The sequence below is a fragment of the Vibrio litoralis DSM 17657 genome (genome assembly GCF_000426765.1).
GTDB classification, from domain to species: Bacteria; Pseudomonadota; Gammaproteobacteria; order Enterobacterales; family Vibrionaceae; genus Vibrio; species Vibrio litoralis.
Map to the genome: position 1 here is coordinate 107,511 of NZ_AUFZ01000017.1, position 26,981 is coordinate 134,491.

At 39.3% G+C, this 26,981-nt stretch carries 27 protein-coding genes and 1 tRNA gene; 12 read left to right on the top strand and 16 right to left on the bottom strand.

Annotation, left to right across the window (positions count from 1 at the left end):
• Positions 1 to 56: 56 nt before the first annotated feature.
• Positions 57 to 848 carry a lipase family protein gene (locus K358_RS0105980; RefSeq protein ID WP_027695967.1) on the top strand — a complete coding sequence of 264 codons (792 nt, stop codon included), beginning with the start codon at positions 57 to 59 and terminating at the stop codon, positions 846 to 848.
• A 155-nt stretch (positions 849 to 1,003) separates the two neighbouring features.
• Positions 1,004 to 1,753 (top strand): EAL domain-containing protein, encoded by a 750-nt coding sequence (locus K358_RS0105985; RefSeq protein ID WP_027695968.1) that lies wholly within the window; start codon positions 1,004 to 1,006, stop codon positions 1,751 to 1,753.
• Positions 1,754 to 1,828: 75 nt separating this feature from the next.
• Here K358_RS0105985 and ppiC read toward each other — a convergent pair whose 3' ends face one another.
• The 6 genes from ppiC to K358_RS0106020 all read right to left on the bottom strand — a co-directional run bounded on the left by ppiC (position 1,829) and on the right by K358_RS0106020 (position 8,579).
• Positions 1,829 to 2,107 carry a peptidylprolyl isomerase PpiC gene (gene ppiC, locus K358_RS0105990; RefSeq protein WP_027695969.1) on the bottom strand — a complete coding sequence of 93 codons (279 nt, stop codon included), beginning with the start codon at positions 2,105 to 2,107 and terminating at the stop codon, positions 1,829 to 1,831.
• Positions 2,108 to 2,195: 88 nt separating this feature from the next.
• Positions 2,196 to 2,879 carry a MaoC family dehydratase gene (locus K358_RS0105995; RefSeq protein WP_027695970.1) on the bottom strand — a complete coding sequence of 228 codons (684 nt, stop codon included), beginning with the start codon at positions 2,877 to 2,879 and terminating at the stop codon, positions 2,196 to 2,198.
• 384 nt (positions 2,880 to 3,263) lie between these two features.
• Positions 3,264 to 4,991, bottom strand: a complete 1,728-nt coding sequence (locus K358_RS0106005) for a choice-of-anchor I family protein (RefSeq protein WP_027695971.1) — start codon at positions 4,989 to 4,991, stop codon at positions 3,264 to 3,266.
• Between the two features lie 154 nt (positions 4,992 to 5,145).
• A tRNA-Leu gene (locus tag K358_RS0106010) sits at positions 5,146 to 5,232 on the bottom strand.
• Between the two features lie 225 nt (positions 5,233 to 5,457).
• The gene (viaA, locus tag K358_RS0106015) at positions 5,458 to 6,903 is read right to left on the bottom strand and encodes an ATPase RavA stimulator ViaA (RefSeq protein WP_027695972.1); all 1,446 of its coding nucleotides are present in this window, start codon (positions 6,901 to 6,903) and stop codon (positions 5,458 to 5,460) included.
• 2 nt (positions 6,904 to 6,905) lie between these two features.
• A complete protein-coding gene (locus K358_RS0106020; RefSeq protein WP_027695973.1) occupies positions 6,906 to 8,579 on the bottom strand; it encodes an ATPase RavA domain-containing protein in 1,674 nt (557 codons plus the stop codon).
• 177 nt (positions 8,580 to 8,756) lie between these two features.
• Here K358_RS0106020 and K358_RS0106025 point away from each other — a divergent pair, with 177 nt between their 5' ends.
• From K358_RS0106025 to K358_RS0106035, 3 genes are all read left to right on the top strand, one after another.
• Entirely contained in the window at positions 8,757 to 9,278 is a 522-nt protein-coding gene (locus tag K358_RS0106025; protein ID WP_038149951.1) for an NUDIX hydrolase, read from the top strand.
• 23 nt (positions 9,279 to 9,301) lie between these two features.
• Positions 9,302 to 10,315 (top strand): low-specificity L-threonine aldolase, encoded by a 1,014-nt coding sequence (ltaE, locus tag K358_RS0106030; protein WP_027695975.1) that lies wholly within the window; start codon positions 9,302 to 9,304, stop codon positions 10,313 to 10,315.
• Positions 10,316 to 10,479: 164 nt separating this feature from the next.
• The gene (locus tag K358_RS0106035; protein ID WP_027695976.1) at positions 10,480 to 11,196 is read left to right on the top strand and encodes a TetR/AcrR family transcriptional regulator; all 717 of its coding nucleotides are present in this window, start codon (positions 10,480 to 10,482) and stop codon (positions 11,194 to 11,196) included.
• 33 nt (positions 11,197 to 11,229) lie between these two features.
• Here the strand turns inward: K358_RS0106035 and K358_RS0106040 are convergent, their stop codons facing one another.
• Both K358_RS0106040 and K358_RS0106045 read right to left on the bottom strand, forming a co-directional pair.
• A complete protein-coding gene (locus K358_RS0106040) occupies positions 11,230 to 12,510 on the bottom strand; it encodes a DEAD/DEAH box helicase (RefSeq protein WP_027695977.1) in 1,281 nt (426 codons plus the stop codon).
• A gap of 66 nt (positions 12,511 to 12,576) precedes the next feature.
• The gene (locus K358_RS0106045; protein ID WP_027695978.1) at positions 12,577 to 13,170 is read right to left on the bottom strand and encodes an acyl carrier protein phosphodiesterase; all 594 of its coding nucleotides are present in this window, start codon (positions 13,168 to 13,170) and stop codon (positions 12,577 to 12,579) included.
• A gap of 254 nt (positions 13,171 to 13,424) precedes the next feature.
• Between K358_RS0106045 and K358_RS18150 the strand changes: the two genes are divergently transcribed.
• Positions 13,425 to 13,640, top strand: a complete 216-nt coding sequence (locus tag K358_RS18150) for a hypothetical protein (protein WP_156888692.1) — start codon at positions 13,425 to 13,427, stop codon at positions 13,638 to 13,640.
• Positions 13,641 to 13,733: 93 nt separating this feature from the next.
• Here the strand turns inward: K358_RS18150 and yieH are convergent, their stop codons facing one another.
• Both yieH and K358_RS18155 read right to left on the bottom strand, forming a co-directional pair.
• A complete protein-coding gene (gene yieH, locus K358_RS0106055; protein WP_027695979.1) occupies positions 13,734 to 14,384 on the bottom strand; it encodes a 6-phosphogluconate phosphatase in 651 nt (216 codons plus the stop codon).
• 125 nt (positions 14,385 to 14,509) lie between these two features.
• The gene (locus K358_RS18155) at positions 14,510 to 15,055 is read right to left on the bottom strand and encodes a hypothetical protein (RefSeq protein ID WP_051241218.1); all 546 of its coding nucleotides are present in this window, start codon (positions 15,053 to 15,055) and stop codon (positions 14,510 to 14,512) included.
• A 215-nt stretch (positions 15,056 to 15,270) separates the two neighbouring features.
• Here K358_RS18155 and K358_RS18160 point away from each other — a divergent pair, with 215 nt between their 5' ends.
• On the top strand, positions 15,271 to 15,768 hold the full coding sequence (locus K358_RS18160; RefSeq protein WP_038149881.1) for a CreA family protein: 498 nt from the start codon (positions 15,271 to 15,273) through the stop codon (positions 15,766 to 15,768).
• A gap of 67 nt (positions 15,769 to 15,835) precedes the next feature.
• Here K358_RS18160 and K358_RS0106070 read toward each other — a convergent pair whose 3' ends face one another.
• The gene (locus tag K358_RS0106070; RefSeq protein WP_027695980.1) at positions 15,836 to 16,861 is read right to left on the bottom strand and encodes a S1 family peptidase; all 1,026 of its coding nucleotides are present in this window, start codon (positions 16,859 to 16,861) and stop codon (positions 15,836 to 15,838) included.
• Between the two features lie 194 nt (positions 16,862 to 17,055).
• On the opposite strand from K358_RS0106070, the gene K358_RS0106075 reads away from it, so the two are divergent.
• Together K358_RS0106075 and bamJ are read left to right on the top strand one after the other, a co-directional pair.
• Positions 17,056 to 17,682: a thiol:disulfide interchange protein DsbA/DsbL gene (locus tag K358_RS0106075; RefSeq protein WP_027695981.1), complete on the top strand. Its 627-nt coding sequence runs from the start codon at positions 17,056 to 17,058 to the stop codon at positions 17,680 to 17,682.
• Between the two features lie 9 nt (positions 17,683 to 17,691).
• Positions 17,692 to 18,165 carry a BamJ family beta-barrel-assembly machinery protein gene (gene bamJ, locus K358_RS0106080; RefSeq protein WP_027695982.1) on the top strand — a complete coding sequence of 158 codons (474 nt, stop codon included), beginning with the start codon at positions 17,692 to 17,694 and terminating at the stop codon, positions 18,163 to 18,165.
• A gap of 67 nt (positions 18,166 to 18,232) precedes the next feature.
• On the opposite strand, the gene K358_RS0106085 is transcribed toward bamJ, so the two are convergent.
• Positions 18,233 to 18,481: a DUF3297 family protein gene (locus tag K358_RS0106085; RefSeq protein ID WP_027695983.1), complete on the bottom strand. Its 249-nt coding sequence runs from the start codon at positions 18,479 to 18,481 to the stop codon at positions 18,233 to 18,235.
• 64 nt (positions 18,482 to 18,545) lie between these two features.
• Entirely contained in the window at positions 18,546 to 19,133 is a 588-nt protein-coding gene (locus tag K358_RS0106090) for a beta-phosphoglucomutase family hydrolase (protein WP_027695984.1), read from the bottom strand.
• 136 nt (positions 19,134 to 19,269) lie between these two features.
• Between K358_RS0106090 and arfB the strand changes: the two genes are divergently transcribed.
• Entirely contained in the window at positions 19,270 to 19,683 is a 414-nt protein-coding gene (gene arfB, locus K358_RS0106095) for an alternative ribosome rescue aminoacyl-tRNA hydrolase ArfB (RefSeq protein ID WP_027695985.1), read from the top strand.
• A gap of 103 nt (positions 19,684 to 19,786) precedes the next feature.
• Here arfB and folE read toward each other — a convergent pair whose 3' ends face one another.
• Positions 19,787 to 20,470: a GTP cyclohydrolase I FolE gene (folE, locus tag K358_RS0106100; protein ID WP_038149884.1), complete on the bottom strand. Its 684-nt coding sequence runs from the start codon at positions 20,468 to 20,470 to the stop codon at positions 19,787 to 19,789.
• A 217-nt stretch (positions 20,471 to 20,687) separates the two neighbouring features.
• On the opposite strand from folE, the gene moeA reads away from it, so the two are divergent.
• On the top strand, positions 20,688 to 21,947 hold the full coding sequence (gene moeA / locus K358_RS0106105; RefSeq protein ID WP_027695987.1) for a molybdopterin molybdotransferase MoeA: 1,260 nt from the start codon (positions 20,688 to 20,690) through the stop codon (positions 21,945 to 21,947).
• Positions 21,948 to 22,074: 127 nt separating this feature from the next.
• Here moeA and K358_RS0106110 read toward each other — a convergent pair whose 3' ends face one another.
• Both K358_RS0106110 and K358_RS0106115 read right to left on the bottom strand, forming a co-directional pair.
• Positions 22,075 to 23,028, bottom strand: a complete 954-nt coding sequence (locus tag K358_RS0106110; protein WP_027695988.1) for a TerC/Alx family metal homeostasis membrane protein — start codon at positions 23,026 to 23,028, stop codon at positions 22,075 to 22,077.
• A gap of 279 nt (positions 23,029 to 23,307) precedes the next feature.
• Positions 23,308 to 25,041: a bifunctional metallophosphatase/5'-nucleotidase gene (locus K358_RS0106115; RefSeq protein WP_027695989.1), complete on the bottom strand. Its 1,734-nt coding sequence runs from the start codon at positions 25,039 to 25,041 to the stop codon at positions 23,308 to 23,310.
• A 266-nt stretch (positions 25,042 to 25,307) separates the two neighbouring features.
• Between K358_RS0106115 and K358_RS0106120 the strand changes: the two genes are divergently transcribed.
• Positions 25,308 to 26,972 carry a DUF2813 domain-containing protein gene (locus K358_RS0106120; RefSeq protein ID WP_027695990.1) on the top strand — a complete coding sequence of 555 codons (1,665 nt, stop codon included), beginning with the start codon at positions 25,308 to 25,310 and terminating at the stop codon, positions 26,970 to 26,972.
• The last annotated feature ends 9 nt before the right edge of the window (positions 26,973 to 26,981 follow it).

Below are 26,981 nucleotides of genomic sequence, written 5' to 3' on the forward strand. Positions count from 1 at the left end.
TTTCTTCATCATCGTTTGGCAAGATAGTGGATAACTTGCTGACGATGATTTTTTATTTGAAGACACTTAAACGCTACCAATACGAACGTTATGCCATCCTTTGCCAATTGGCCTACCTTCGAGTTTTTAAGCAAACACGCTATGGTTTTGACCCGAATGGACAGCGTATTATTAATAATGCCAGAGGGAAAACTTTAATCCGCGTGTTGTGGTGTAAAGATAAAGAAGAAGTGATTGTTGTGATTAAAGGCTCGCATAGTATAAACGACTGGCTGTTAAACTTTGCTATGTGGCATAAATCCTGTCTTCCGACCTTAGGCCTACCTTATTCAATTCACGCTGGCTTTTATTATTTATTACATCAAGAAAGCATGCCTTCTCATCGTGACGATAAACTGGGTGATTCGGTTTATATTCGTTTAGAGAAGATACTCACGCCTCTAATTGAGCAAGGTAAAAGAATCAGTATTACCGGTCATTCTTCAGGTGGCGCTATAGGGTTAGTTTTCGCCGATTATTTAGAGACAAAGCACCCTAATATTATAAAGCGAGTGGTGACATTTGGTCAGCCTGCCATCGGAGGGTGGCGGTTTCGACGACATTATCAGTTAGCCAGAAGAACATTTCGTATTTGTTGTGATATTGATATCGTCACCTTTTTGCCACCTATACCATTTATGTACTGGCATGTTGGGAAAATGCTGTGGTTATACAATGGACGTATTTATGAAAATATTCCCACGATATTACGGTTAGGTCGTTCATTATTGAGCTGGTTAATTAGACCTTTTTCTTATCATTTGATGAGTAAATATATTCGTGACAAAGACTTTTTCGATGACAGGTAACATTTGGCGAACATGATCTACTCAATTGATTTTAAAAAATAAAAATCGCTTTTTTATGGCATTAAATACGTGGCTGATACTTGTCGTATTTGTTATCTTAAACTCAATTTGTAGTAATAATTTGAGCATCTTTATCAATGTCAAAAAATTTCGACATGTCTTTTTTTAAAAGTGATTGTGGCAACCACTTTGCAAAATACAAAAACTTAATATTAAGCAGCGTTTTTCAACCCATTTTTAACCAAGACAATGCTATTGTTGGTATTGAAGCATTAGTGAGAATGAAGAGTGAATCTGGCGAGCATATCTGCCCTGGTTACTATTTTTCAGATGAAAACTCTAACAATGATGATAAAGGTGCGATAGACCTTATTAGTCGAACTCTACATATCAATAATTTCGTTGAATCTCAGCACAAAAAAATGAAGTTATTTCTAAACTTTTTACCCAATAGTTTTAAAGCACTAGAACCCTCTTGTCCACATGAAGTTCATTTTTTAAAAGAACTGAACAAACTTAATGTTTGCTCGGATCAAATCGTACTCGAATTACTTGAGTTTCACTGTGAAAATATCGAACAACTGAAAGCCTCAGTGAGAAAAATGAGTGCTCATGGTTTTGATATTGCGATTGATGATTTTGGTTCAGAATACTCAAATAGTGAACGTGTTAATCTGATTAATCCCAGTATTGTTAAAATTGATCGTAGTCTTTTAGAGCAATACATGAAAGGAGAACAAGATAAACTGCTAGAAGCAATAGCGATCATCAAAGCTTACGGCGCTCAAACCGTCATTGAAGGCATAGAAACTCAGGAACAATTAGATACCATGCGCGCATTAAATATCGATATGTATCAAGGTTACTTTCTCGGCATGCCAGCCCCTATGCTCCCAGCAGCTTAAACGTTACTTCGAATACAAAAAAGCGTTCACTTCAATTTGAAGTGAACGCTTTTTTGTTGTTTAGTTATCGAGTAATTAAGTGCGATAAAGCACCTTTATGATATGCCAGCCAAATTTGGTTTTAACTAAATGAGGGGTAATTAACTCACCGTTAAAACAAACTTTATCGAAAGCGGGCACCATCGCACCTTTAGGGAACTCCCCTAGATCCCCCCCCTTCTTACCTGATGGGCATGTTGAATATTTCTTAGCTAATGCTTGAAACTTAGCGCCTTTCTTAAGCTGTTGTAGAATGTCTTTTGCTTGAGACTCATGTTTTACTAAGATATGCAGTGCCGCGGCGGTACGAGCCATATTAACCTCTCTTAATAAAAAATAGCGCTAATATTATCAGCGCTATTTTTTATAATGTATTCTTTAAATATCTTTAAATATCTTTAAATTAAAAATAAAGGCGGATCACCGAAACGACCACACAACCTGGACGTCGTACACCATCAATTTCAACTTTTATTTCACGTTCGATTTCTAAACCACGTTTGATCGGTGTCACCTTCAAAAGCTTGCTACGAGCACGGATCTTATTGCCAGCTTTAACAGGATAAGGAAAACGAACTTCATTCAGCCCTACATTAACCGTCATTTTAGCGGTTGGAAATGGAGGATTTTCCTCATCAACACTATCCGTTAAACGAGACAATAACGATAACGTCAGAAAGCCGTGTGCAATTGTGGTTTTAAAAGGCGATTCTGTTGCCGCACGATCGGCATCAGTATGAATCCATTGCATGTCTTCAGTAATTTGAGCAAAGGCATTAATACGGTCTTGATCGACAGATAACCAGTCACCTACATGAATTTCTTGGTCAATCTTTTCACTTAACTCAAGGTACAAGGCTTCTGCTTCCGGTGACATTTCTATCTCAGGAACAACAGTAGGTGCTACTTCTTCATTTACGGCTGGTGTTTGATGATCTTTTAGCCAAGGAAATATTTGTTGGGAATTAGCACGATTAATAAAATCAGCCCAGTATTCTCTTAATACTGGCGACATCAAATCTTTCAATTCAAATTGATGCTTCGCTAAAGAATCTGTTTTGTGCTTGATCATATCAACGACTTTCATGTTCAGTCTTTGCCCTATAAGATGTTAGAAGAACTCTTACCAGTTACCCACTAAATGATAATTTTGAACCAGTTCACATATCCGTGCAAATACTTTCGAGCGTACATCTGTATTGAAATTTTAAAAAATACAATAATATCAATTACTTGAACATTATATTAAGTTTGACGTTTGTACTAAGTTTGACATAACCATGACTTTTAAAGTGTCTTTTTTAAAAGAAATTAATGTCTTATCGCTGTTGGATATATTTTGCTCTATTCATATTTGGCCACTTTTTGATATTTTTCAAATTAACCAGTTAAAAAAAGCCTTGTTATCTCAACAAGGCTTACTCTTATATTTAGATATTTAGATATTTAGATATTTGGTCTTTAGATTGTTTTATTTCAGTTGATAGACTGACACACTCCCACTGACCTCATTTGCTACCAGTAACAATGCCTGACTGGTTGGGCTTTCTTGTTTACCAATAAAGCGCATACCTTCTGGTGCTAAGTCACCAGCTTTTTCATAATCACCTTTTAAAGTGATTGGTTGAGTTGAATCATCTATTTCGAATTTAACGGTTAAATCGCGATTCAACTGATAATCGACAAACTTAGATTGCTTTGGTTGGCTGATATCATAAATCATGATTCCGCCCATACGCTCTAAGCCAATAAAAGCGTAGGTCTTGCCGTCAATTTCCCCTATTGCAAGCGCTTCAGGTTCTGAGCCTTTATCGTCAGAACGATTGTCCATTTTGTTTTCAGTTTCATTAGTATTGAAGCTACCCGGAAAACGTTCAGCAATCACTTGGGCAAACTCATTGCCACTATCAAAAATTTGAAGCCCTTGTTCATCCCAAATAGAAAATGATCGAGCACCGAAGCTGACAACTTTCTCATAAAAACCGTCATTATCTTCATCACCCATCGCTTTTGTGACTTTAAGGCGACCAAGTGCTTGTTTGCTCATATTTTGCTTCGCTGGGCTATCTTCGGCTAACGGTAATTTAGCCGCACGGGTCTCTTCACTGTAAGCTAGACAGCCATCTTCTTTATCATACTTTTTACTACCGGCATCGATACAAGCTTGTTTATCACTCGCCTCAAACCACCAGTCTCGTGAGTCTCCTTCATTGGCTGTGACAATGTAACTCTTACCGCCGACGGTATAGCTATGGATTGTATCTGGTTGATATAAGCCATAGACCCCCTGCCACGGTTGGATGTTTATAGCCTTATCTTTATCGCTTGCATCAATTCCATTTTTCTCTAGGCCATAATCTTTCAGACCAAGTGGGTAAATCGCATCAATATTACTTTTCTCTAAATCGACTTTAGCTAAAGCATTGTTGTCTTGTAAGGAAACCCAGGCATAACGACTATCGACACTGACGGTAATGTACTCAGGCTCAATATCTTGTGCTAGTGAATGTCCTTTTGGACTCGCGTATTTGAAGCCTTGTTTTATCAGCTGTTCTTTTTGTTTTTCAAATTTATCAAACATGAGTAAAACAGCGGTATTAACTGGGCCGTTATTATCGAAAGCAATCACGCCGACACTACCCACAGGATCATGCTGGTAATCATTCGTCGGCTCCCCTTCATTGGCCACCACTACCTTTGAACCATCGGGGGTAAAAGTCACCATATCGGGTAAAGCGCCGACTTCGACGGATTTAATTAGCTTTGGCTGATCAGATTTAATTTGATAGAAAAGAACCACACCGTTTTCTTGCTTCTCTTTATTAGCCACTGCCACAGCTAACCAGTCACCATGAATACTTAACGAGTTAGCGGCGCCCAGTTGTATAGTTTGGCGGTTTGTTGTGAGGACTTCTTTAGGTAAGGTTAATTGGTTTGCCTTTAACGTGTTGGCGGTATATGCATTTTTAATCGCTTCCGAAGACAAGTTATCTAATTTGATAATATCAATGCGATTTTTTGCACCGTTGACCACATAAGCCGATTGTGTGCTTTGATGATAGTCGACAATTTCAGCACCAGCTTCCCCATAAATTCCCGTTTGATAACGCCCGACTAGATCCATCGTAAGTGCGTAACTAGGAAAAGCAGAGAGATTGAGGGCTAATGCAGATAATACAGGTAATAACTTAGTGTTCATTGTGTTCTATCTTCCTTTGATAATAAAAAACACTATGCTCTAGGTTATATTTGAATTTTAAATGACAGTAATATTTCGATTTGATTACGAGAGGGAGTTTTGAGATGTGAAAAATAAAAAAGGCCTACCGATATCGGTAAGCCTTTGATATAGATGGTGCCCCGGGCCGGACTTGAACCGGCACAGCGCGAACGCCGAGGGATTTTAAATCCCTTGTGTCTACCAATTCCACCACCAGGGCACGCAATTCTTTACGATACGCCTAACTGTAAAGTTAATGACACCATCTTGATATCGCTTGCGCCATATCTTAAATTTGTGTTCCAATTAAACGGTTCCGCTTACTTGGTTTGTTCGTACTTTACTTGAGAAAAACTTCGAGTCAACAATAAATTATCATCAAACAATTTAAGTGTTCAAAAAACAGACCAATAAAACAAAGTTCATACTTTAATAAAAAATTTCATTACTTTTTTTTTATAAAGCGTTGCCCTATTCCAGGTGTATATTTCCATACATGGCTAAAAATATTTAACAAATCTGGATTTCCATACTTTGACAAGCAAATTGCATGAAAGCGGTTATTTTTGCTTTTCAAAGACTCCACATCAACCATCAAGCTTTGAGATTGTTTCGGTGCGATAAAGTCTGAAATGATCACTAAATCTGCATGTTGATATTTTTCCCCTTTCATTTGAGCAATTGACTCATAGATCGCGGGTTCAAAGTCTGTTCCCCCATGAAAGGTATAAGAAAGAAAGTCACTTGCTTCTCTCAGTCCATCTTGCTTCGTCAATTGATAAGTAATGATCTCTGTTGAGAAAATGATTACATAGCAATCACGTTCTTCCGCTAGCGCAATTTGCATAAGTGCGAATGCAATAGCCTTAGCACATTGTTCAGGAAAACCTCGCATAGAGCCTGAGGCATCGATACAGACGATAAATGGACCAACGTCCTCAAGGTTTGCAGGCATAGCTTCCATCGATGTCACCTTTTTCACCGAATGACTTTTTCCCTTCATCTTATAATTCATTAATCGCTTATCGATAAGGTGTTTATAAAAAACGACTTCGAGTTCTGGATGACTTAAAAAAAGTAATTCATTTGGAAGTAACTTATTAAGATCATCATTTTCATGGACACCAACAATATCGTCCAATGATTCTGTTTTCTGATCTTCTTCAAAATGAATACTTTCATTTAATTGAGGTGACATATTACAAAGCGACTCTCTTGCCATACGGCCTAAAGTCTCTGCAATCTCTTGTAGCTTTGGATGTTTTTTTAGAAAGTCAGCTTGAGCCTTCATCACCGACCAATCGCTCTTAGATAAATTCACACTCGTCATATCCCATAAACGTCCCGCAATAGCATTCGTGTCAATATCTTCACTAACTGAATTCATATTTTCTAAATTAGCTAAGCGTTTATAAAGTTCGTCTAGTTCGAGCTGCTTTTCTTCTTCTAACTGAGCTTGTTGAGCTTCTTGAAATCGAGCCTGAATACTTTCGTACCAGCGTTGACAAAAATAATAAGGAAAGACTGGGTTATGTTGCGCTTGACCATCTTGAACCATTTTCTTTGCATCTTGATAGAACAAAGAGCATGGCTCAAGCTTTTGTAGAATCAGCGTCAATTGCTGTTCAAATTGCGCTTCATCGTAATGAATCACTTCTTGATATAAAGCGAGCTCTTCCTTCATCTGTGTCGAATTAGCCGCCAGAGAAATCTTAACCGAAGTCTTTTTTCTCCATCGGGTTAATTTCGTACGAACTAAACTTTTTACCTTTTTGTTTTGTTCAACTATCGGATTGAGCTGGGAGCGCCCCATTAAATCGTTGATAGCAGCTTCCATCATACCAGAATCAACCATGTGAACTGCCGCTTCTAATGCATCAATTCCCAACATAATTATGACCCAAAAGCTTCTTCTAAACGTTCTAATTTCATTAGGACCTCTTGGCTTTGGGATTTAATCAATTCAGAACGCTCAAGCAATGCTTGTATGCTAGATTCAATTTTTAATGTTAAATGATTATCAATGAATAAGTGTGGTAAACCATCATGGAAATCATTACGAGCACTCTTAACTTTAAAGTCCATTGAGACCAATAATTGATGGAGTGACTCTGAATGTTCTTTCCATTCTTTAAGAATAGAATCCGATAAGCCATTTTCAGTAACAAGCGCAAGAGAAACAGAACGATTTGCGATATCTTTTATCACCAGTTGCTGATTAACATTCACTTCAAACTTAAAAGCGACGATTTCAGTCATACGATTTACATAACCATATGCTTGACCACTGCCATCATGGATAACTTGTTCTAACTCTTTGCTAGACACATAGATCCAATAATGTTCGGTATTTTCTTGCTCTATAATTGAAACATTACTATCCAATAAGACGAGCTTAATTAAGTTACTAGAATGAGAAACTTTATAGCGTTTCGACTTAGATAAATCATATTGATAAATTTGCTTACGGCGCAGTGTGCCTTCGGTATTTCCTTCTAATTGAATATTGAAGGTTTCGGTAATATTCTTATCTAGTCCTTTCAATTGCAGATCAACTTGATCAATCTCTTGCTCTAAGAGTAATTGATCGTAGGCATAATCATGTAAAAAATCCTCAACCGCTTGATTTACGATAATTTTAGACTCTGGTGAATTCCATAAGCAGTCTTTCAATAAGAGTAAATCTAATGCATTAATTTCATCTCGACCATTAAAATAAGCACTGGCTTTAAGTAATTTAACTGCTTTTTTCCAACGACGGTCTGAAACATATAATTCATCAGGTTTTAAACGGCTACCTTGCTCATTACTCACTGACTCTTGTGATTCTATTGCCGTTTTTAGAACGTATAGTTTATCAAAAATCGTTTCTGATAATTCAAGGTGATCCAGCTCTTTTAGCCATTGATGATATTCTTCATCTTTGATGGCTAAACCCGGCTCAACTTGTGCTTCCAATGGCGTTCCGATAGTCAGCATTGAGCGAAAGTTTTGCTTATTTTGAATCCTATCAACAAAAACGCGCACTAACATTCGGTCATATAAAGCATCAAGACCACTTTCTTCATTCGGCAATTCATTGGACGCAGAAATCAAAACTCTCATTGGTACCTTTTCAATATTACTGCCATTTTTAAAAGTCTTTTCATTTACTACAGTCAATAAAGTATTCAAAATTGCAGGGCCGGCTTTCCAGATCTCATCAAGAAAAACCACTTGTGCCGTAGGGAGGTACCCTTCCGTTAGCCGTAAATAGCGTCCATGGTCTTTTAAATCTTGAATACTTAGAGGGCCAAAGACTTCTTCTGGCGTCGAGAAGCGTGTCATAAGGTATTCAAAGTACGTACTGTCATCAAAGGCTTGAATAAGTCGCTTAGCAATGAGGCTTTTAGCAATGCCAGGAGGACCAAGTAAAAAAACACTTTCACCAGATAAAGCGGCCAATAAACATAATCTAATAGTGTCTTCTCGCTCGTAAACACCATCAGACAGCGCTTGTACTAATTTATTGATTCTTTCCGATAATAATGAACGTTCTGTGGCGCTTCTTTTTTGTGCACTTTCCATGCATCCCTCTTTTAAAGACATATTTTGTAATACTTTGTCTTATTCTGACCGAAAGGTGAATCATTTTTTATTGTGTATCAATTAGCTTTTTCATTTTAATGAGTTATAGACAGTGTAATCGAACAGTCCTTTTGGTAATCTGCAGTTTACAAAATAGACCAGTTAAGAGTGATAATGATGAGCCATACTATTTTACACTGTTGGAGAAATATTCAACTGGCTGAAATCGATGTGGATCTACCTAATGGTAAATCTATTCGCCATACAACCATTATCCATCCTGGCGCGGCGGTTATTTTGCCGATCACTGATGATGGCGATATTTTATTACTGCGCCAATTTCGTCCATCATTAAATAAATGGATCTTAGAGCTTCCAGCCGGAACCATTGAAGCTAATGAAAGCCCAATAGAATGTGCGAAACGAGAACTAATTGAAGAAACCGGCTACAGCGCTCAACATTTTGAACCTTTAGGACAATGCTCTCCTCTTGCAGGATTCTGTGATGAGATTCAGCATCTATTTGTTGCTAAAGGCTTATCTCCAAACCAATCGTTGTCACCAGATGATGATGAGGTGATTAATGTCATTAAGGTTTCATTAAATGATATTGAAAACTGGATCAAAACCGATGAGATCACCGATGGAAAAACCATAGCTTGTTTAAGTAAAGCAAAACTGTGTGGTTTTTTAGTTTAGCTATTTAATTTTAAGGAAATGATATGGACTTTCGTTCAGATACGGTTACTCAACCTACGGAAGCGATGCGTATCGCGATGGCAAATGCAATTGTAGGTGATGATGTTTATGGGGACGACCCTACGATTAATGCTTTAGAAATCTGGGCGGCAGAGCGTCATGGGTTCGAAGCGGCTATTTTTACCAGTTCAGGTACACAAGCTAACTTACTCGGCTTAATGTCTCATTGTGGTCGTGGTGAGGAATACTTGTGTGGTCAACAAGCTCATAACTACAAATTCGAAGGAGGTGGTGCAGCGGTGCTTGGTTCGATTCAGCCTCAACCAATCCAGAACGAACCTAATGGCACACTTTGTTTTAAAAAGCTTGAACAAGCGATTAAACCGGATGATATTCACTTTGCACAAACTAAGCTATTAAGTTTGGAAAATACCATTAATGGTAAAGTACTGCCGCTTGACTATTTACGTGAAGCCCGTGAATTTACTCAGCGCCATAACCTACAACTACATTTAGATGGCGCTCGTGTTTATAACGCGGCAGTGGCATTAAATGTTGATATTAAAGAGATCGCTTGTCATTTTGACTCTATGACTATTTGTCTTTCAAAAGGGTTATCCGCTCCGGTGGGTTCACTTCTCTTAGGTACCAAAGAGTTCATCACCAGAGCTCGACGTATTCGCAAGATGCTTGGTGGTGGTATGCGTCAAGCTGGCATTTTGGCTGCTGCGGGTAAAATTGCCTTAACAGAACAAGTCAATCGTCTCCAAACCGATCATGATAACGCCAAAAGACTAGCGACCAGTTTATCTGAATTGGACGGCTTTGATATTAATGTTGAGCACGTACAAACTAATATTGTCTTTGCTAAGTTAGCCCCACATATTGACACGCTTGCCATGCAATCTCAGTTGAAGAAAGAAGGTATTATTATTAGCTCAGGAAACCCTCTTCGCTTTGTTTTGCACAATGATGTTCAAGCCAGTGATGTTGATATCTTAGTCGAACGTATTCGTCGTTTTATTACTGCAAACTAGGTGGAATAGATAGGTGCGAATATAAATGAAGTAGGCATGTTCAATTTGCCCTGCCTAAAGCTTGTTTTATTCTTGTTGAAACTCGCATCTTGAAGTTTCTTAGGTATATAATGGCAAAGAAATAATTGGTTAATTAAATACTAAATAACGATGTTGGTAGTACATTGAACTCAGTCACTGAAAAAAAACAAGGTCGCCGCACCGCTCAAGAAGCCGAGCAGACCAAAAAAGCCATTTTGAAAATTGCTGCACAGCTATTTTGTCAGTATGGCTATAAAAAAGTATCGCTGCGTCAAATTAGTGAACGAGCTAATGTATCCCATAGCTTGTTACGCTATCACTTTGGCAGTAAAGAGAAAATTTGGCAGCATATCAGTGACCATATCTATCAATACTTTCAAGAATATTTTCAATATATTATTGATTCTCTGCCACAAAACTTACCAGCAAATGTTCAGTTGTATAAGCTAATGAACCGCGTTTTAGCTTGTAGTTTAAATGATCCGCGTGCCATTACCTTTCTGGCCGATGCCGTTCGCCAAGAAAAAAGCATGGTGAATTATTTCTTAGAACCAAGTCGTAAGAATAACCAGTTGATCGATGGATTAATCAAAGAGTTTAAGCAAGAGCATCCAGACTCCCCACTAACTTCAAGGACATTGCGTTGGCAAGCTTCAATGTACTCTCATTCAGCAAGTACGCTAGATCCTTTGATGCTACATGCTTTTGAATGTGATGATCGTCAATCTGCGCTATTTTCTCATTGGCAACAATTTAACCAACTACTGGCAAACCAGCTGTATATTGCCAATGAATATATTGAATCACCGAGCTGCTTAGATGAAATTATTGTACCACCACCCAAAGAATCCGATGGGTAGTGGTAACCAATAGATATTAATAACCAATAGATATTATCGACGTTTACCTCGAGAGCTGTGTATCTTCAATTTTGCTTTTAGTTTTCTCTTTTCTGAAGAACGACTATGGCGTTTAGTTTGAGTTTCCTCTTCTTCAAATGTAGGCTCATAACCCGGCAGCCATTGTTGAGGTAGGCGTGTATCAAGCAAGGTTTCAATCGCATCTAATAAATATTGCTCTTGTGCGCACATTAAAGAAATTGCTTGGCCCTTTTCTCCTGCTCGTCCCGTTCTTCCAATTCGATGAACATAGTCTTCCGCTTGAAAAGGTAATTCATAGTTAACCACGTGCGGTAATTGCTGAATGTCTAATCCGCGAGCCGCAACATCAGTAGCAATCAGCGCTCTAATTCTACCCGATTTAAAATCGTCTAATGCTTTTTGCCTTGCCCCTTGGCTTTTATCACCATTAATGGATGCAGCCTCAATACCATCGAGTTTTAATTCTTTGGCTAGTACATCAGAAGTTTGTTTTGTTTTAGTGAACACCAGAACTTGTTGCCAGTTTCTAGAGCCGATCAGATAAGACAGAAGCTCACGTTTACGTGATTTATTCACCGGATAGACAATCTGTTCAACGGTTTCTGCCGTGCTATTTTCCGAAGCAATTTGAATCTCAACCGGATCATTTAGCAGTTTATGAGCAACTTCTCGAATGCGCTTAGTAAAGGTTGCCGAGAAAAATAAAGTCTGTTTTTCTTGATTCATTCGACGCAAGATTCGTTGCAGATCCGGCATGAATCCCATGTCCATCATTCGGTCAGCTTCATCGAGTACCAATGTTTGCGTCTGCTGCAGGTGCAAATTACCAACAAAAAGATGATCAAGTAAACGGCCAGGAGTCGCCACTACAATATCAGCCCCAGCGTTTAAGTTTTTAGTTTGCACGCTCATGCTGGTTCCGCCATAAACCACGACAATTTTCAAACCTTGGTTATAAGACTCAAGGTTATCGTAGACTTGTTGAGCGAGCTCTCGTGTCGGAGTCAGAATCAGTGCTTTAACGGCTGCGCCACGCGTTTTTTTCTGCGGAAGATCTTCAGGCTCAGCAATATCATTGTTTCCATCTAAATCAGGGCTATCTAACAATTGTTGAATGATAGGTAGACCAAACGCAGCCGTTTTGCCGGTGCCGGTTTGTGCACTAGCAAGCACGTCCTTGCCTTCTAATATTTGGGGAATGGCTTGTTGCTGAATATCTGTTGGCGTTTTAAAACCAAGATCCGATAAGGTTTGGCAAATTTGGGGAGATAAACCTAAGGTTGCGAACGACATAGAGAGCCTAATACGATAAATAAAAAATGAAACTAAACTGAGGTGTTCATTCTATCAAACTTAAGCTCACGGCTGTTGATGTTTATCGATGAATCTTTTGCTGTTACTAAGCACATCTGGATAAAACTGCAAGAACACCGCACGTAACTCTTCATAATGTGCCATTAAAACATCACCGCAATCATTTAAAGGGCCCATTCTAGGACTACGGTGTGACATTCTTTCAAGGGCGTATAAAGTACTATTAATATCTTGGTAGGACAGCAACCATTCACCACGCCACATAGCATTCATCGTCGTTCGGTAATTTTCAGGCACTGCATAGGTCTGTGATTGACAGAAAGAACGGCACTGCTCAACAAAATCAACGAGTTCCAGAGGATGAAACTTTCTCCATTCGCAAGCCAAACAATGATCCCAGAACATATCCAAAGCAATCGGTGAAAATCGTTTAATTTGAGGATCAAATAAGGATTTTTGTTGCAGTATCAATGGGTGCATATCTGTATACCTATCAACAAACCGATGAAGGCGGATCCCATCAACAACATGATTAGGATACTTCCCGTCTGGATTACCTTTGGCAAAGTCACCAAGTAGATTACCGGCCAAATCACTCTGACAATATTCGGCAATATGTAAGTGCGCTAAAAAATTCATGTCATAACCTTAAATTCAGCGATTTTTATGACTGGTATGATCTGCTGATTAAATGAACATTTCGCACCAGAGTTAAGTATACTTGTGTGCTTGGTAATAAACATTTTTGCGACACTAATCTTAATACAATGCAACTCACTGCTAAAGTGCTAAGGTTTTGCTGTAAACGACTCGCTTTATTGTGGCTCAATAACCGGAAACCTATGCACGTATCTATGGAGGGCTCATACTGTATGAAGATAAGAGAGGGTTTTATGATGAAGAAAAACAACAACGATACTTTTCTTTATGAGGATTTGGAAATTAGCTGCTGCCCAATTTGTTCAAGTGATGAATTTTTACTGTCTGAAGATCAGGATGTATTAATCTGTGTTGAGTGCGGACCAGTTCCAATCAAGAGTAAAAACAGCCTAACAATGACGAGTAACGTTGAAGTGCCTTTTTTGAAATCAGCTTCTATCCTGCACTAGTCTTTGCATTTGTAAGCTAATCTATTTCATAAGTTTTAATTTTCCACTTCAACCCCGCGGTTTAGTTAAAAGGGAATTAACTAAACCCTCGTCTCAACCAAATAAGCGACTCAATTCAGCAAGGCTCTTAATCGTTGTTACTTGTGGATCATCTATATAGCTACCTGCCGGAGAATAATAAACCGTTTTCAGCCCTGCATTAATACCTGCGTAAACGCCATTCTCTGTATCATCAATAAACATACACTCTTCAAGTAAGAATCCCATTTGCATAGCGGCAAACAGTAATAGGTCCGGTTCTGGCTTCCAACTGTTAATATCAAAAGCGCTGAAAATTTTATTCTCAAACAGTGGCAACATCCCCGTTAGTGATAGTGAATGTTGCATTTTACTTTGTGGCCCGTTAGAAGCGACGCACACTGCAATCCCCTTTTCAATAAGCTGTTCAACAGTCTGCTTTGCATGTGGAATCGGTTGAAGTTGCTCATCAAAGAGCTGACGTATTTGTTCACGATATCGTGGCTCTAATATTTCCATAGGAATTGTTAGGCCAGACCGCTCACTCGTTTCTTTCAATATATCGAACATTTTTCCACCTGGGAAATTAGCCATACATTGATCAAAATTTATATCTGCACCATAACTTGCAAACACGTTTACCAGAGCTTGACAGCATAAACGCTCGCTATCGACTAACGTACCATCACAGTCAAAGATGACACACTTTATCTGATCTGTATCCATCACCGCACCTATTCGTTATTCCGATATATTCAGTGTCGATGTTTATCTAAAAAAGGACAGAATCAATTAAAATTTGTGTTATCTCAAACAGGATTAAAATTTAAAATTTATAACAAGATCACTTTTTAATCCCAATCAGGGTGAATAACCTTATTTATTATCAGTGATTTAGATATTAAGCCCTGTAAAACATCCGATGCAAAATCTTGCGTTTTAAACGAGTGATGATAGTTTTGAGAAATGGCAATATCCGTCAAAACTGCGAGTTGATTATCCTGGTCAATTTTACAAATCAGGGCAAAAACGGCTTCCCCCTCATCAAACCCGAGGAAGAGTTGATATTCATCATCGAGAATAATTTGTGTAAGAAACTCGATAACAAGGCTTTGATTCTCTGGAGTGTCGGAAAGTTGTGATGCTTGAAGGACTGAAAATAAAATAGTTAATCGATGAAAATCGACTTCAATAACATCCAGCCCTACTTTATTACTTAGCCCTTCTTTGTTACTTAGTAATGATTCAACCTCAGATACGCTATATTTCACATTTTGTTGAGCTTCTAAATATAACTGGCGCCCCATTAGGCTTTCTGGTGTCGGGTACTCGACGTCAACTTGCTGGGATAACCAATGATTTTTAGCCGAAATATAACTGTCGATTTGAGATTGCATACTTTACCTCAGCGACATTCAGGGCCGCTTTAAACACGTGAGTACGATTTTAACCGTACGAGTGATGTCATCCTAACAGCTCATCACTATAGGGGCTAGTGATAGCAAGCTATTGAATTTATTTTTCATTACTATGGATGGGCTATGATAAACTTTAAACATTATTAAATATTTTTTTCGATGAACAACTACTGATTTATTCCAAAGGAAGGAACATGATAAAGAAACTTGTGCTTTTATCTGCCATTACACTGTCACTTACTGCTTGTGATAAAAATGAAGTGGGAGATGTCTCTTTGGGGATATTCACAACCAAAGACATTAAAATTGAAGTGTTATCTGACCCTATCGTCACCGGTGTTACTTGCCATATCTCCAATGTAGAAGCGAATTTAGACTTTGCTGATCCTTCTGATATGGGTATTTCATGCCGTCAAACCGGTGAAATAACGTCAGACATGATTGCTGAAATTGATAAGTCTAAATCAGGCGAAGTGGTATTTAAAAAGTCGAAAAGTGTTCTATTTAAAACTTTGAAGATCCGTCGTATTTATGACCAAAGCTCACAAACCTTGCTATATCTTTCATACAGTACCAAAGAAATTCAAGGTAGCTACAAGCATAGCCTATCAACAGTACCTCTTTGGAATACCAAAGCTTATAAAACACCTGAGCAAATTGAAGCTGAAAAATTAGCAGAGCAAAACGGTTAAAAACGTAAAACTTAGAAAATTGTTAAAAGCAGCGAATAACATAAAGATATTCGCTGCTTTTTTATTACTACTTTATATTCGTTTTCTTTCTAAACATAAGTAACGATAGCAGCACCGCCAACCAAGTTAAGCTTAACGCCCCACCACCACTGCTTCCAGAAGAACCTGATTCATCATTATCGTCTTCTTCTAATTTAGTGACATCAAATTTAGGGGTTTCACTACCGCTTAGCACGTTAGCTATCCAATCAGCATAATCATAAACTTCAGTGTAAACGCTTTGAGTTGCCACATTAAGATCACCGCATTCTTCAGGACCAAAGCTTACAATCCCTGCTTGATATGGTTGTCCATTATCTTCATACAATAATGGCCCGCCAGAATCCCCGCCACAGACGCCAGAATGTAAGCTGTTTTTTTCTTCACCGGTTACACAAATTTGTTTATCAGAAACGTCAAAGTTTTGCTTACATTGATCGGGTTGTGAATATTCAACTCGAACCTCTTGCAAGGAATTAGCGCTGTCATCTTGAGGCCCCGTTTTACCATAACCAATAGCAGTAAATAATTGACCATCTACTCGGTAGCTTTCATTTGGTGCTCCAGTTACATAATCGTTAGAAGAGACAATATTTGCAGGAACGGCAGATTCTAATTTAATAATGGCGATATCATCTTGAAAAGTTGCGGTGCTGTAACCATCGTGATAGTACACCTCCTTTGGTGCATAGGTATTGTCTTCATTGAAAATATCCTGATCAACATCGTTAACATTAAACACCACGGCTAAATTTTTAAACTTGGATGGATTATCGGTATATAAGCAATGAGCAGCAGTTAACACATATTGCTCGTTGAGTAAGGTGCCACCACAAAATCGAGTTACGGTACGCTTGTTATCAGTCACACTATCGGTGATTAATACTCCCATATAGGGAAATGATGAGGTTGAAGTCGTATTGCCATTGATTATGTAGGGAGTGATCGCGGTATTTGCCATTACCTCACTTGATCCCCCATAACCTAGCAGAGACATCGTAAATAAAGAGATAGCGGTTAGTTTACGCTTTCCTTGTAAAATACTTTTATCCATAAAAAAGACCATTTCGATAACTATATTTATAAGTTTACGCTATGTTTCAACTTATTTACATATTTAAAGCTTAATGAAGAACATACTGATACAAAAGAAGTTTTACTTATGCTGGAACTTTTCATATCTTACAAGCTCTATATTTTATGTAGTTAATCTTTATCTATTCACCTAACCCAACGCCGAAGAGCATCATGTTTAAATTACTAAAAAGCATTACATTACTTACTATTACCGCCCTTTTCATTGCAGGCTGTTCAGATTCAGACAACCCGAAACAAGGTGAGCAGTATCAAACTTTGTCTACGCCTCTGACTCAAACGGATGTTAAGCCTGTTACTGAAGTTTTTTCTTTAACTTGTGGGCATTGTCGAAATATGGAAGCTTCGATTCCTGAACTAGAAAAGCTTACAGGACAAGATATTGGCAAAGTACACGTAACTTTTAACGATCAAGCACAAATAGCAGCCTTAATTTACTATGCCGCGGTAATGCAACTGAATCACACGCCTGATGAAGCAATGATGAAAGACTTATTTGCAGCGATTCAACTAGGTGAAGGTTCAACGATTTCACAACAAAAACAAGCGATCGAACAAGCTTTCACCTCTCGTCATATGAGCAGTCCTTATAGCTTTGATAACCTACAACAAAAAGCGCTATTCCGTTATTTAGATCAAGCTATGGAAATCAGTAAGCAAGGTGGTTTCAATTCCGTACCTACATTTATCGTGAATGGAAAATATGAAGTGCTGGTTGGTGGTCATAAAGACATCAATGAAATCGCAAACACCATTAACTTTTTACTCAAACAACCTTAAGGGACTAACGTGAAGATCATACTTCCTATTATCATTTTATTGTTTGTTGCATTCTTCATATACCGCAACATCAATAATCAAAAACTTTCCGCCGTGAATATTGAACAAGGTGAGCAATTTCTAACGGAAAATAGCCAACGTGAAGGTGTTATTCAAACCGATAGCGGTTTGCAGTATCTAGTATTAAAAGAGGGAAACGGTAGTGTTCACCCTACTGCAACAAGCCAAGTTAAAGTTCATTACCAAGGCACATTGTTAGATGGCACTGAGTTTGATAGCTCTTATAAGCGTGGTGAGCCCATCAGTTTTAAACTTAATCAAGTGATCAAAGGCTGGCAAGAAGGCTTACAATTGATGGTTGAAGGTGAGAAGGTTCGTCTATTCATTCCTTACGATATCGCTTATGGAAAAAGTGGCTCAGGTCCAATCCCAGCAGGTGCAACATTAATTTTTGATGTTGAATTGATCGAAATCCTCGACTAACTCCCTACTCCAGATACAAAAAATGCAATACCGGAGACTGTATTGCATTTTTTAATTCTAGCGTGCGTTACTTATAAAAAGCTTCAACTTCGCCTTTTAGTTTAATCAACATTGGCTGACCAAAACGATCTTTTGCTTTTGGTGATGCAATTTTCACCCAACCTTCACTAACACAGTATTCTTCTACATCAGTACGCTCTTTGCCATTAAGATGGATACCGATCGGTTGTTCAAAGCATTCCGCAACATAATGTGGGCTGCGAGGGTTACCAGAAAGGTGATCAGGTAAAGCTGGGGCTGAATTAGTATCGCTCATTATTTTGACCTAGTTTTTTAAAAGTACGCTATTGTAGACAAAGCATGCTTACGGCTCAATAACACTAAGCGATTAATTGCCCATTAACTACCATTATGCAATCCATTCCTGCGGCAATAGCGGCTTGTCGCCCTATTTCGGTATCTTCAAAAACAACACACTCTTGCGGTGCTAAACCTAACTTTTGCGCGGCTAATAAAAAGGTATCTGGGTTGGGTTTGTGATTTACGACATCTGCAGCCGTAACGACGATATCCAGTAATGGTAATAAGTTATTATGCTCTAATAATCGCAGTGCATTTTGTTGATTACTGCCCGTTCCAATCGCCAGTTTTTTTTGACCGTAGAATTGTTTTAGGACGTCATAAGTGCAATTTATGATGTTGGCATCTTCAATTAAACCTGCAAACAAGCCAGTTTTCATTTCAGCAACCTTTTGAGGATTGATATCAATGTGATATCGTTCATTCAATAACAACGCGACTTTCTGAGTTGGCATTCCGCCTAGGCTGTGGATCCATTCAGCATCAAACGGGAAATTGAATTCTTCCGCAGTTTGTTTCCATGCGAGTAGATGAGAAGGCATGGTATCAATTAAGGTACCATCCATATCAAAAATTAAACCTTTATAACTAGAAACATCTACTGCCATACGTGCCTCTCTTGTTTTATTTTTGCTGAAACTCGCATCTTGAAATCACTTGGGAGTATATTCGGCAAGCATACCACCGATGCAATTAACAATTCGATAACTAAATCCACAAAATCTGTGAGCTAATGGTCAATTTATGTTAAAAATATCCAATAATGTCGAGCTAGGAAGCTGGGAAATAGAATTAACAGCTATTAGAGCTCAAGGGGCTGGCGGTCAGAACGTCAACAAAGTCTCCTCTGCGATTCATTTACGCTTTGATATTAATAAATCATCGCTTCCAGAATTCTACAAACAAAGGTTGCTCGAATTAAAAGACAAACGAATCACTACCGATGGCGTGATTGTGATTAAAGCGCAGCAATTTCGAACTCAAGAAAAAAACCGTGAAGATGCACTCGAACGTTTAAAACAGATGATTTTAGATGCTGTAAAAGTGGATAAAGTGCGTCGAGCGACTGCCCCATCTAAATCTTCGCAACGCAAGCGTACTGATAAAAAAGTCATGCGTGGACAGACAAAAAAATTACGAGGTAAAGTGAATGTTTAGGCTGCATACCAATGACCATATGCTAAGAACAACAAAGCCGCTAAAAAATAGCGGCTTTGTTTTTATTTGAGGCTGTGATTTTTATTGGTATAACGTGAATCGATTATCTTAAACCATGTAAAAACTCAGCACGTGTAGCTGGGTTTGATTTGAATATCCCACCTAAGGCAGTGGTTGTCGTTGAGCTAGTGGCATCCATCACCCCACGCGATTTCACGCAGTAGTGAGTAGCATCCATAGTGATCGCAACATCGTCAGTTTCTAGCAAAGCTTGTAGTGCGACTAAAATTTGCTGAGTCATGCGCTCTTGAACTTGTGGGCGCTGTGCAAAAAAACGCACGATTCGGTTAATTTTAGATAGGCCAATGATTTTACTTCTTGGGATGTAAGCAACTGCCGCTTGGCCATCTATCGTTACTAAATGATGCTCACAAGTACTGGTAACGGTAATGTCTTTTACGCGCACCATTTCACTGCAAGACATTTTATTTTCAATCACGGTGATCTTGGGGAAATTTTTATAATCAAGACCCGAGAACACTTCGTCTACGTACATTTTTGCAATACGGTGAGGCGTTTCTTCTAAACTGTCATCGGAAAGATCAAGCTCAAGTAAAGACAAAATTTCACGCATGTGGTATTCGATGCGTTCTTTTTTCTCTTTTCTTGATACATCATTCGGACACATAGGAGTTTCAATGCCACGTTTAGCCAATGCGTTTTGAACTAATAATGCCGCTTCACTAAGCTCAGAACTAGCTACTGCGTGCGTCTCCAAATTTGCCATTCGATTTCTCCGGTTTCAAGGACTTGATTCCTATACAGACTGCATATAAGGCTTGCAAGGATACTCGTTCTTAATAAAAAATACATCCCTAAATTGAATGTGCCCTTTCGACAATTTCAGCCAAAAATAAGTTTCTTGTCGCTTGTCGTTTCATCTCGCTTCAAATTTAGGGATAATGGCTACTATTAAACGATGAAAATGATTAGGAATATTGTATATGGGTTGCTGCGACACTCCGGGCTTAATGCCAATTGATACTGCCATTTCAAACATGCTTGAATCAATCACACCAATTTCGTTGGTGATAGACTTACCTCTTGATAAAGCTGTTGGGCATGTTTTAAGTGAAAACATCCACTCACCAATCAATGTCCCACCATTTGATAACTCGGCAATGGATGGATACGCCTTACGTTCTAGCGATTTAGAGGCGACTACGCAATTACCATTAGCTGGAAAATCCTTTGCTGGAATCCCGTTTGAAGGCTACTGGCCACAAGGTACTTGTATTCGAATTATGACTGGTGCGCAAATCCCGCAAGGTTGTGATCTCGTGATCATGCAAGAACAAGCTGAAGTGAATGGCGATCTTGTTGACTTCACACCAGCGCTGCCGGTTAAACCGCAACAGAATATTCGACCAACTGGCGATGACATCGAGCAAGGCGCATTAGTTTTACCAAAGGGTCATAAACTAACCTCTCGTGATATCCCGATGATTGCCACACTAGGTATTCCAAGTGTTTCGGTGTTCCAGCAGCCGAAAGTAGCCTTTTTCTCAACCGGTGACGAATTAAAACCACTAGGTACAGAACTTAAAGCCGGCGAAATTTACGATAGTAACCGTTACGGTATTAAAGTAATGCTTGAAAAGTTTGGTTGTGAAGCGATTGATCTAGGCGTGATTCCTGACGATAAAGAACAACTTAAGCAAGCCTTTCAACAAGCTCAATCTCAAGCGGATGTGGTGATCACATCAGGCGGTGTGAGTGTCGGTGAAGCAGATTACACCAAAGAAATTTTAGATGAATTAGGTGAGATTGGTTTTTGGAAAATAGCCATGAAACCCGGAAAACCTTTTGCTTTTGGTAAGCTGTTAGAAACAGAAGAACGTCATAGCGCCCTATTCTGTGGCTTACCTGGTAATCCTGTTTCTGCTGTACTAACGCTTTATATTCTAGTTCAGCCGTTATTAGCTAAACTGGCAGGTCATAGCCAATGGCAACCACAACCAAGTATTCCTGCGGTTAGCCAAACGCGCTTCAAAAAAGTTCCGGGACGTACCGATTTTCAACGTGGCATCTTCTCAATCACTGAGCAAGGTACACTTGAAGTATCAACGACTGGCAACCAAAGCTCTGGCGCATTTCGTTCGATGAGCCTTGCCAATTGCTTTGTTGTATTAGAGCAAGAGCGTGGTCATGTTGAAGCAGGTGAAACGGTTCATATCCAACTGTTCAGCCCAAGTTTTTACTAAATATACCCTTCTTACTTGAAGTATAAATCGATCTGAAATATAGATAACAAGGCCGAAGCAATGTCTGATTGCTTCGGCCTTTTGTTTTTCACAAGCAAGAATGATCATATAATTAGTGCGATTGGTATTAGTTTACATCTAACTTTTTGAGCTTTTTCTCTTTCATAATTGAGGCAATTACTGCGACGGTCATGGTTGTGAGTAGTACGAGCAAGGATACCATTGTTGGAATGGCCCACGGCGTGCCAATTAATAGCATCTTAATACCAATAAATATCATGATAAATGCTAATGCTGGACGTAGATAAACAAACTTATCAAGCATGCCTTCTAGAACAAAGTACAAAGAGCGCAATCCAAGTAATGCAAATACATTTGCTGTTAGCACCAAAAATGGTTCTTGGGTTACCGCGAAAATTGCAGGTATCGAGTCTAAAGCAAACAGTACGTCTGTCATTGCGATGACTGCCACGACGACTAGCAAAGGTGTCACCATAAATCCTAAATTATCACGGGTGAATAACTTAGTGCCTTGGTAGTCTTCCGTCACTCTAAAGAGCTTGCGCACCATTCGCTCAGGGAAAGAATTCACCTCTTCTTCATCATCACTTTCTGGCTTACTTAGTTGGTAGCCCGTCCAAATTAAGAAGAAAGCAAATAGGTACAATACCCAATGGAAAGCTTCGAGTAATTCAGCGCCAATGGCAATCATCACGGCACGTAACACTAAAGCGCCAATCACGCCCCACAGTAATACTCTTGGTCTTAATTCTTGAGGTACGGCAAAACGACCAAAAATTAAAGCAAAGACAAACAGATTATCAACACTGAGGGATTTTTCGAGTAAATAGCCGGTTAAAAATGCTGTCGCAGCATCATGCGCAGAATAGGCACTATCCGGTTCGAATACAGGCCAAAACTCATATAAAGAGACAAAGAATACTAAAGCGAATAAAACCCAGAACAGGCTCCATATAGCGGCTTTTTTAATAGTGACATTGCCATTACGTGTTTGCCAAACATCTAGGGCTAACATCAGTACGGTAAGTAAACCAAAATAAGCGTAGGTTGTGACGTGCATTTCTGATCCTCAAATGGCGGATAGAAATGAATGAGAGCACTCAGACCATCCGCACAATACAAAAACATCAAGCGTATACTTAGTATTTGGCCTGATATTCAAACTATGTGCGTTGGTCTTGTCAGAGTGGGAAACCACCTTTGCTTACCGGAAATAGATCTATCACGCTAACGTGGCCTACTTCGAGATGACGACAAGCAAATTCTCACTGACTACTCCCCAAACGCTGCCAATTTACTCCGAAGTAGATTGGCCTACAAGCACTATTTTATAGCGATATTAATTTTGGAGAAAATTATTATTAACACACTGAATTCTCTCTGGATTATTTTGTAAGAACTCTGAGAAACAATCTGCCATCGAGAAGTGTGTCACCTTGCCATATTTATGCATATTTAAAATGGCGTCGTAGCCCTCTTTGCCTTTCATGGTATAAGCCGAGGAGGTACCTTTATACCATCGATCTTGTTCTACTGGTTGCCATTGATCATCGATAGAAAAAATACGTAAATTGACAACTCTTCTTCCCATCGGATTATCTGCAACATAAGTAAAATCAAGATTATGCACATAAGGGTAACTGCCAGAACCTGTGCCTTCTACCCCATTATTCAAGGCGTTGTTGATGGCACCTTCCAATATGGCGGCTAAATGACAACCTTGAATTTCATAGACGCCAATCGGTACCGCAAATGGCAATAATTTACCGGCAATATCCGCAATGGTAATGTTGCCAGGGTTCAGTGAGGCTCTTACACCGCCGGCATTATGAATCGCGAAATCTACTGCATAACCTTGCTGTTTCATCATAAAGGCGAACGATTCTGCCACCAATGGTGCTAACACACTTGGCCCATCTTGATCTGGAATACGCACGTGTCTTAATGGCGAATCACTTTGTGCCACGATCGTTTCTTGCAACTTACGGACTCGTGGAATGTATTTATTCAACAAAATATCATGCACTTGCGGATCTTTTTTACAAATCACAATGTGCTCATGTTGGCGTAAATAATCACTGGCTTTTGCATGAAAGTCATCTTGATAGGCATCAGAAAGCGTGGCATCTAAACATAAGCGTCTGCCGAGCAATAATTCATTCTTACCATTAAAAGCAATCACCTGGCCATTAGCATCGAAAGTGATTTCGCTGTGTCCCATTGAAAGCGCATGGTAGCCGGCCTGCACGACATAAGTACCCTTGATACACTGGCCGTAATCATCATCTTTATCTAAACCAACACCAGAAAAGTCACCCTGTAACCTGTGAGAGTGTCCTCCAACAATAATGCCAATGCCTTCGACTTGTTTGGCTAGTTCTAAATCCGCTTCATAGCCTAAGTGGCTAAGCAGAATGATATTTTTGATGCCTTGTGCATGAATCGCTTTTACTGTCGCTTTAGCAACATCAATGGAATTAATAAATGGCGTATCTTGGTCAGGGTTAGAAATATCCGCCATTTTATCGAGTGCCAAGCTAAAAATAGCCACTTCACCACCCTGCACTTGCTTGGTAATCCATCCTGCATGTTGGGATTTTGGCTGATAAGGAACGAGCTTTGGTGAGTCACTGACACGAATGGTCTTATTATTTGACTCATTCGACACATCCCAATTTCCGGCTAACAATGGAAATTCGATACGTGTTAAAAATCGCGCGACCGGCTCATTGCCCATATCCAACTCGTGATTACCGAGTGCCATTGCATCAATGTTTAACGCGTTGAGTAACTCGGCATTGGCTCGCCCTTTAAACAGCGAGAAATAGAGAGTGCCTTGGAAACAGTCACCTGCGTGCAGGAATAGAAATCCTAAATCACGTTGTTGAGCTTGTTCTCTTAGTTGATGAGTACGAGTTGCGATGCGAGCAAAACCACCTGCGCTGACGTAAGGCTTTAGTTGCTGCTGTTCAATATTCAGCTCAAGCTGTAACGAGCTAGGCTCAAAGTAGGAATGCGTGTCATTGATGTGAGCTAAAATTAAACTAACGGCTTGGTTATTCTTTTGGGTCATTATACCTCTGTATTAAATCGTTCAACTATATGGTCTTAAACCTGACTAAATAGTTAAGTTGTCTCCATCTTACTGCTTGAATGATGACAAAACTATGAATATTTAATATTCAGCCTTGATTTCACTTACTCAACAAAGCGTATTAGTGAAAAATGTGATAAATACAAACGTTTAGAGCCATTCAATCCTATACTCTTATATCTAAGATCGACTTTTTCTCACTAGCCTTACTCACCTATTTTGTCGAGCTTTTCTAAGGAGTGCCAATGATACTAGACCGGATTGAAATCCTTGGCTTTCGAGGCATTAAACGTCTTTCCCTAAGCTTAAATGAAATGACCACACTACTCGGTGAAAACACTTGGGGTAAATCATCATTATTAGATGCATTGTGCATCGCCTTACCAACCACAAACCAACTATATCAATTTGAACTTGAAGATTTCCACGTCGATTACGCCCAATCTCAGCCACAAACTCAGCAAATCCAAATCATAACTCGCTGGCGAACCTCACAGCCCAATGAACATAGAAACATTCGTTATCGCAAGCTAAAACCGGTTTGGCAAGATGATAAAGGTGCTAACAATCAACCCTGTAAAACCTGTATCTATCAGCTGAGTGCTTCACGCAGTGAGCTTAAAATTGATACTGAATACCAGTTTTTAGATCAACAAGGCAACCCTCTAAAATTAAATGATGCCCATAAATTAGCGATGGAGTTATCTCGGGTACATCCGGTCATTCGCCTACGTGATGCGAGACGAATACCGATGCCGCACCGCCGAAAACAGCACCTTGAAAACCCAATCAATGACAAAACAGAAAAGCGCATTAATAACACCTACCGTCGATTACTGGCGATGCCCGGCCATGTAAACAAAGGTGAATTGAAAAGCACCATTAATGCGATGCAAGATTTAATCGAACACTACTTCTCATTTGAACGGCATGTGACACAACAAAAAATAGAACCTAGGGAAAACCTGTTCAGTGGAGAACATCCTTCATCAGAAGACCAAACCAGCTTAATAAAAATTCTGCGTAAAAGTAAAAATCAACAAAGTAAATTATTACTGATGGGACTACTGAATGCCTTCTTACAAGCCAAAGGCAATGCAACCATAAGCACCATGGCGCGGCCTATTTTAATTTTAGAAGATCCCGAAGGCCGACTACACCCAACCAATTTATTGAAATCGTGGGAAATACTGCAACTCATACCAATGCAAAAAATTCTCACCACCAATAGTGGGATTTTACTTAGCGCCGTTCCTCTTTCATCGATACGTCGCCTAGTCCGTCAATCGGATATGACACAAGCTTATAGCATTCAAGAGCATCAACTTAACCGCGATGATCTCAGGCGGATCAGTTTTCATATTCGCTTTCATCGCCCTAATGCTCTATTTGCTAGGTGTTGGTTATTGGTCGAAGGCGAAACCGAAGTATGGCTGTTTAATGAATTAGCGAAAATATATGGTTATAACCTTGCAGCAGAAGGCGTACAGATTATTGAATTTGCTCAGTCTGGCTTGAAGTCATTAATCAAAATGGCAAAAGCATTACACATAGATTGGCATGTTGTGGTTGATGGCGATCCTGCGGGTAAAAAGTACGCCACTACGGTGAGAACCCAACTCGCCCAAGATATGGAGAAACACCGACTCACTGAACTACCCGACCGAGATATCGAACACTTCCTCTATCACAATGGGTTTGAAGATTTTTTCCGTGGCATGGTACACATCACCGCAGATCACCCTATTCCTGCGAAAAAGATTGTTCAACGAGCAGTAAAAAAACATGCCAAGCCCGATCTCGCACTGGGGATTGTTGAATATTGCGAAGAACATGGGCCAGAGAAAATTCCGCTGTTACTACGCTGGATTTTAAAACGTGTGATGACTATGGCTAGCGGCAATAATTAGCTAGCGGCG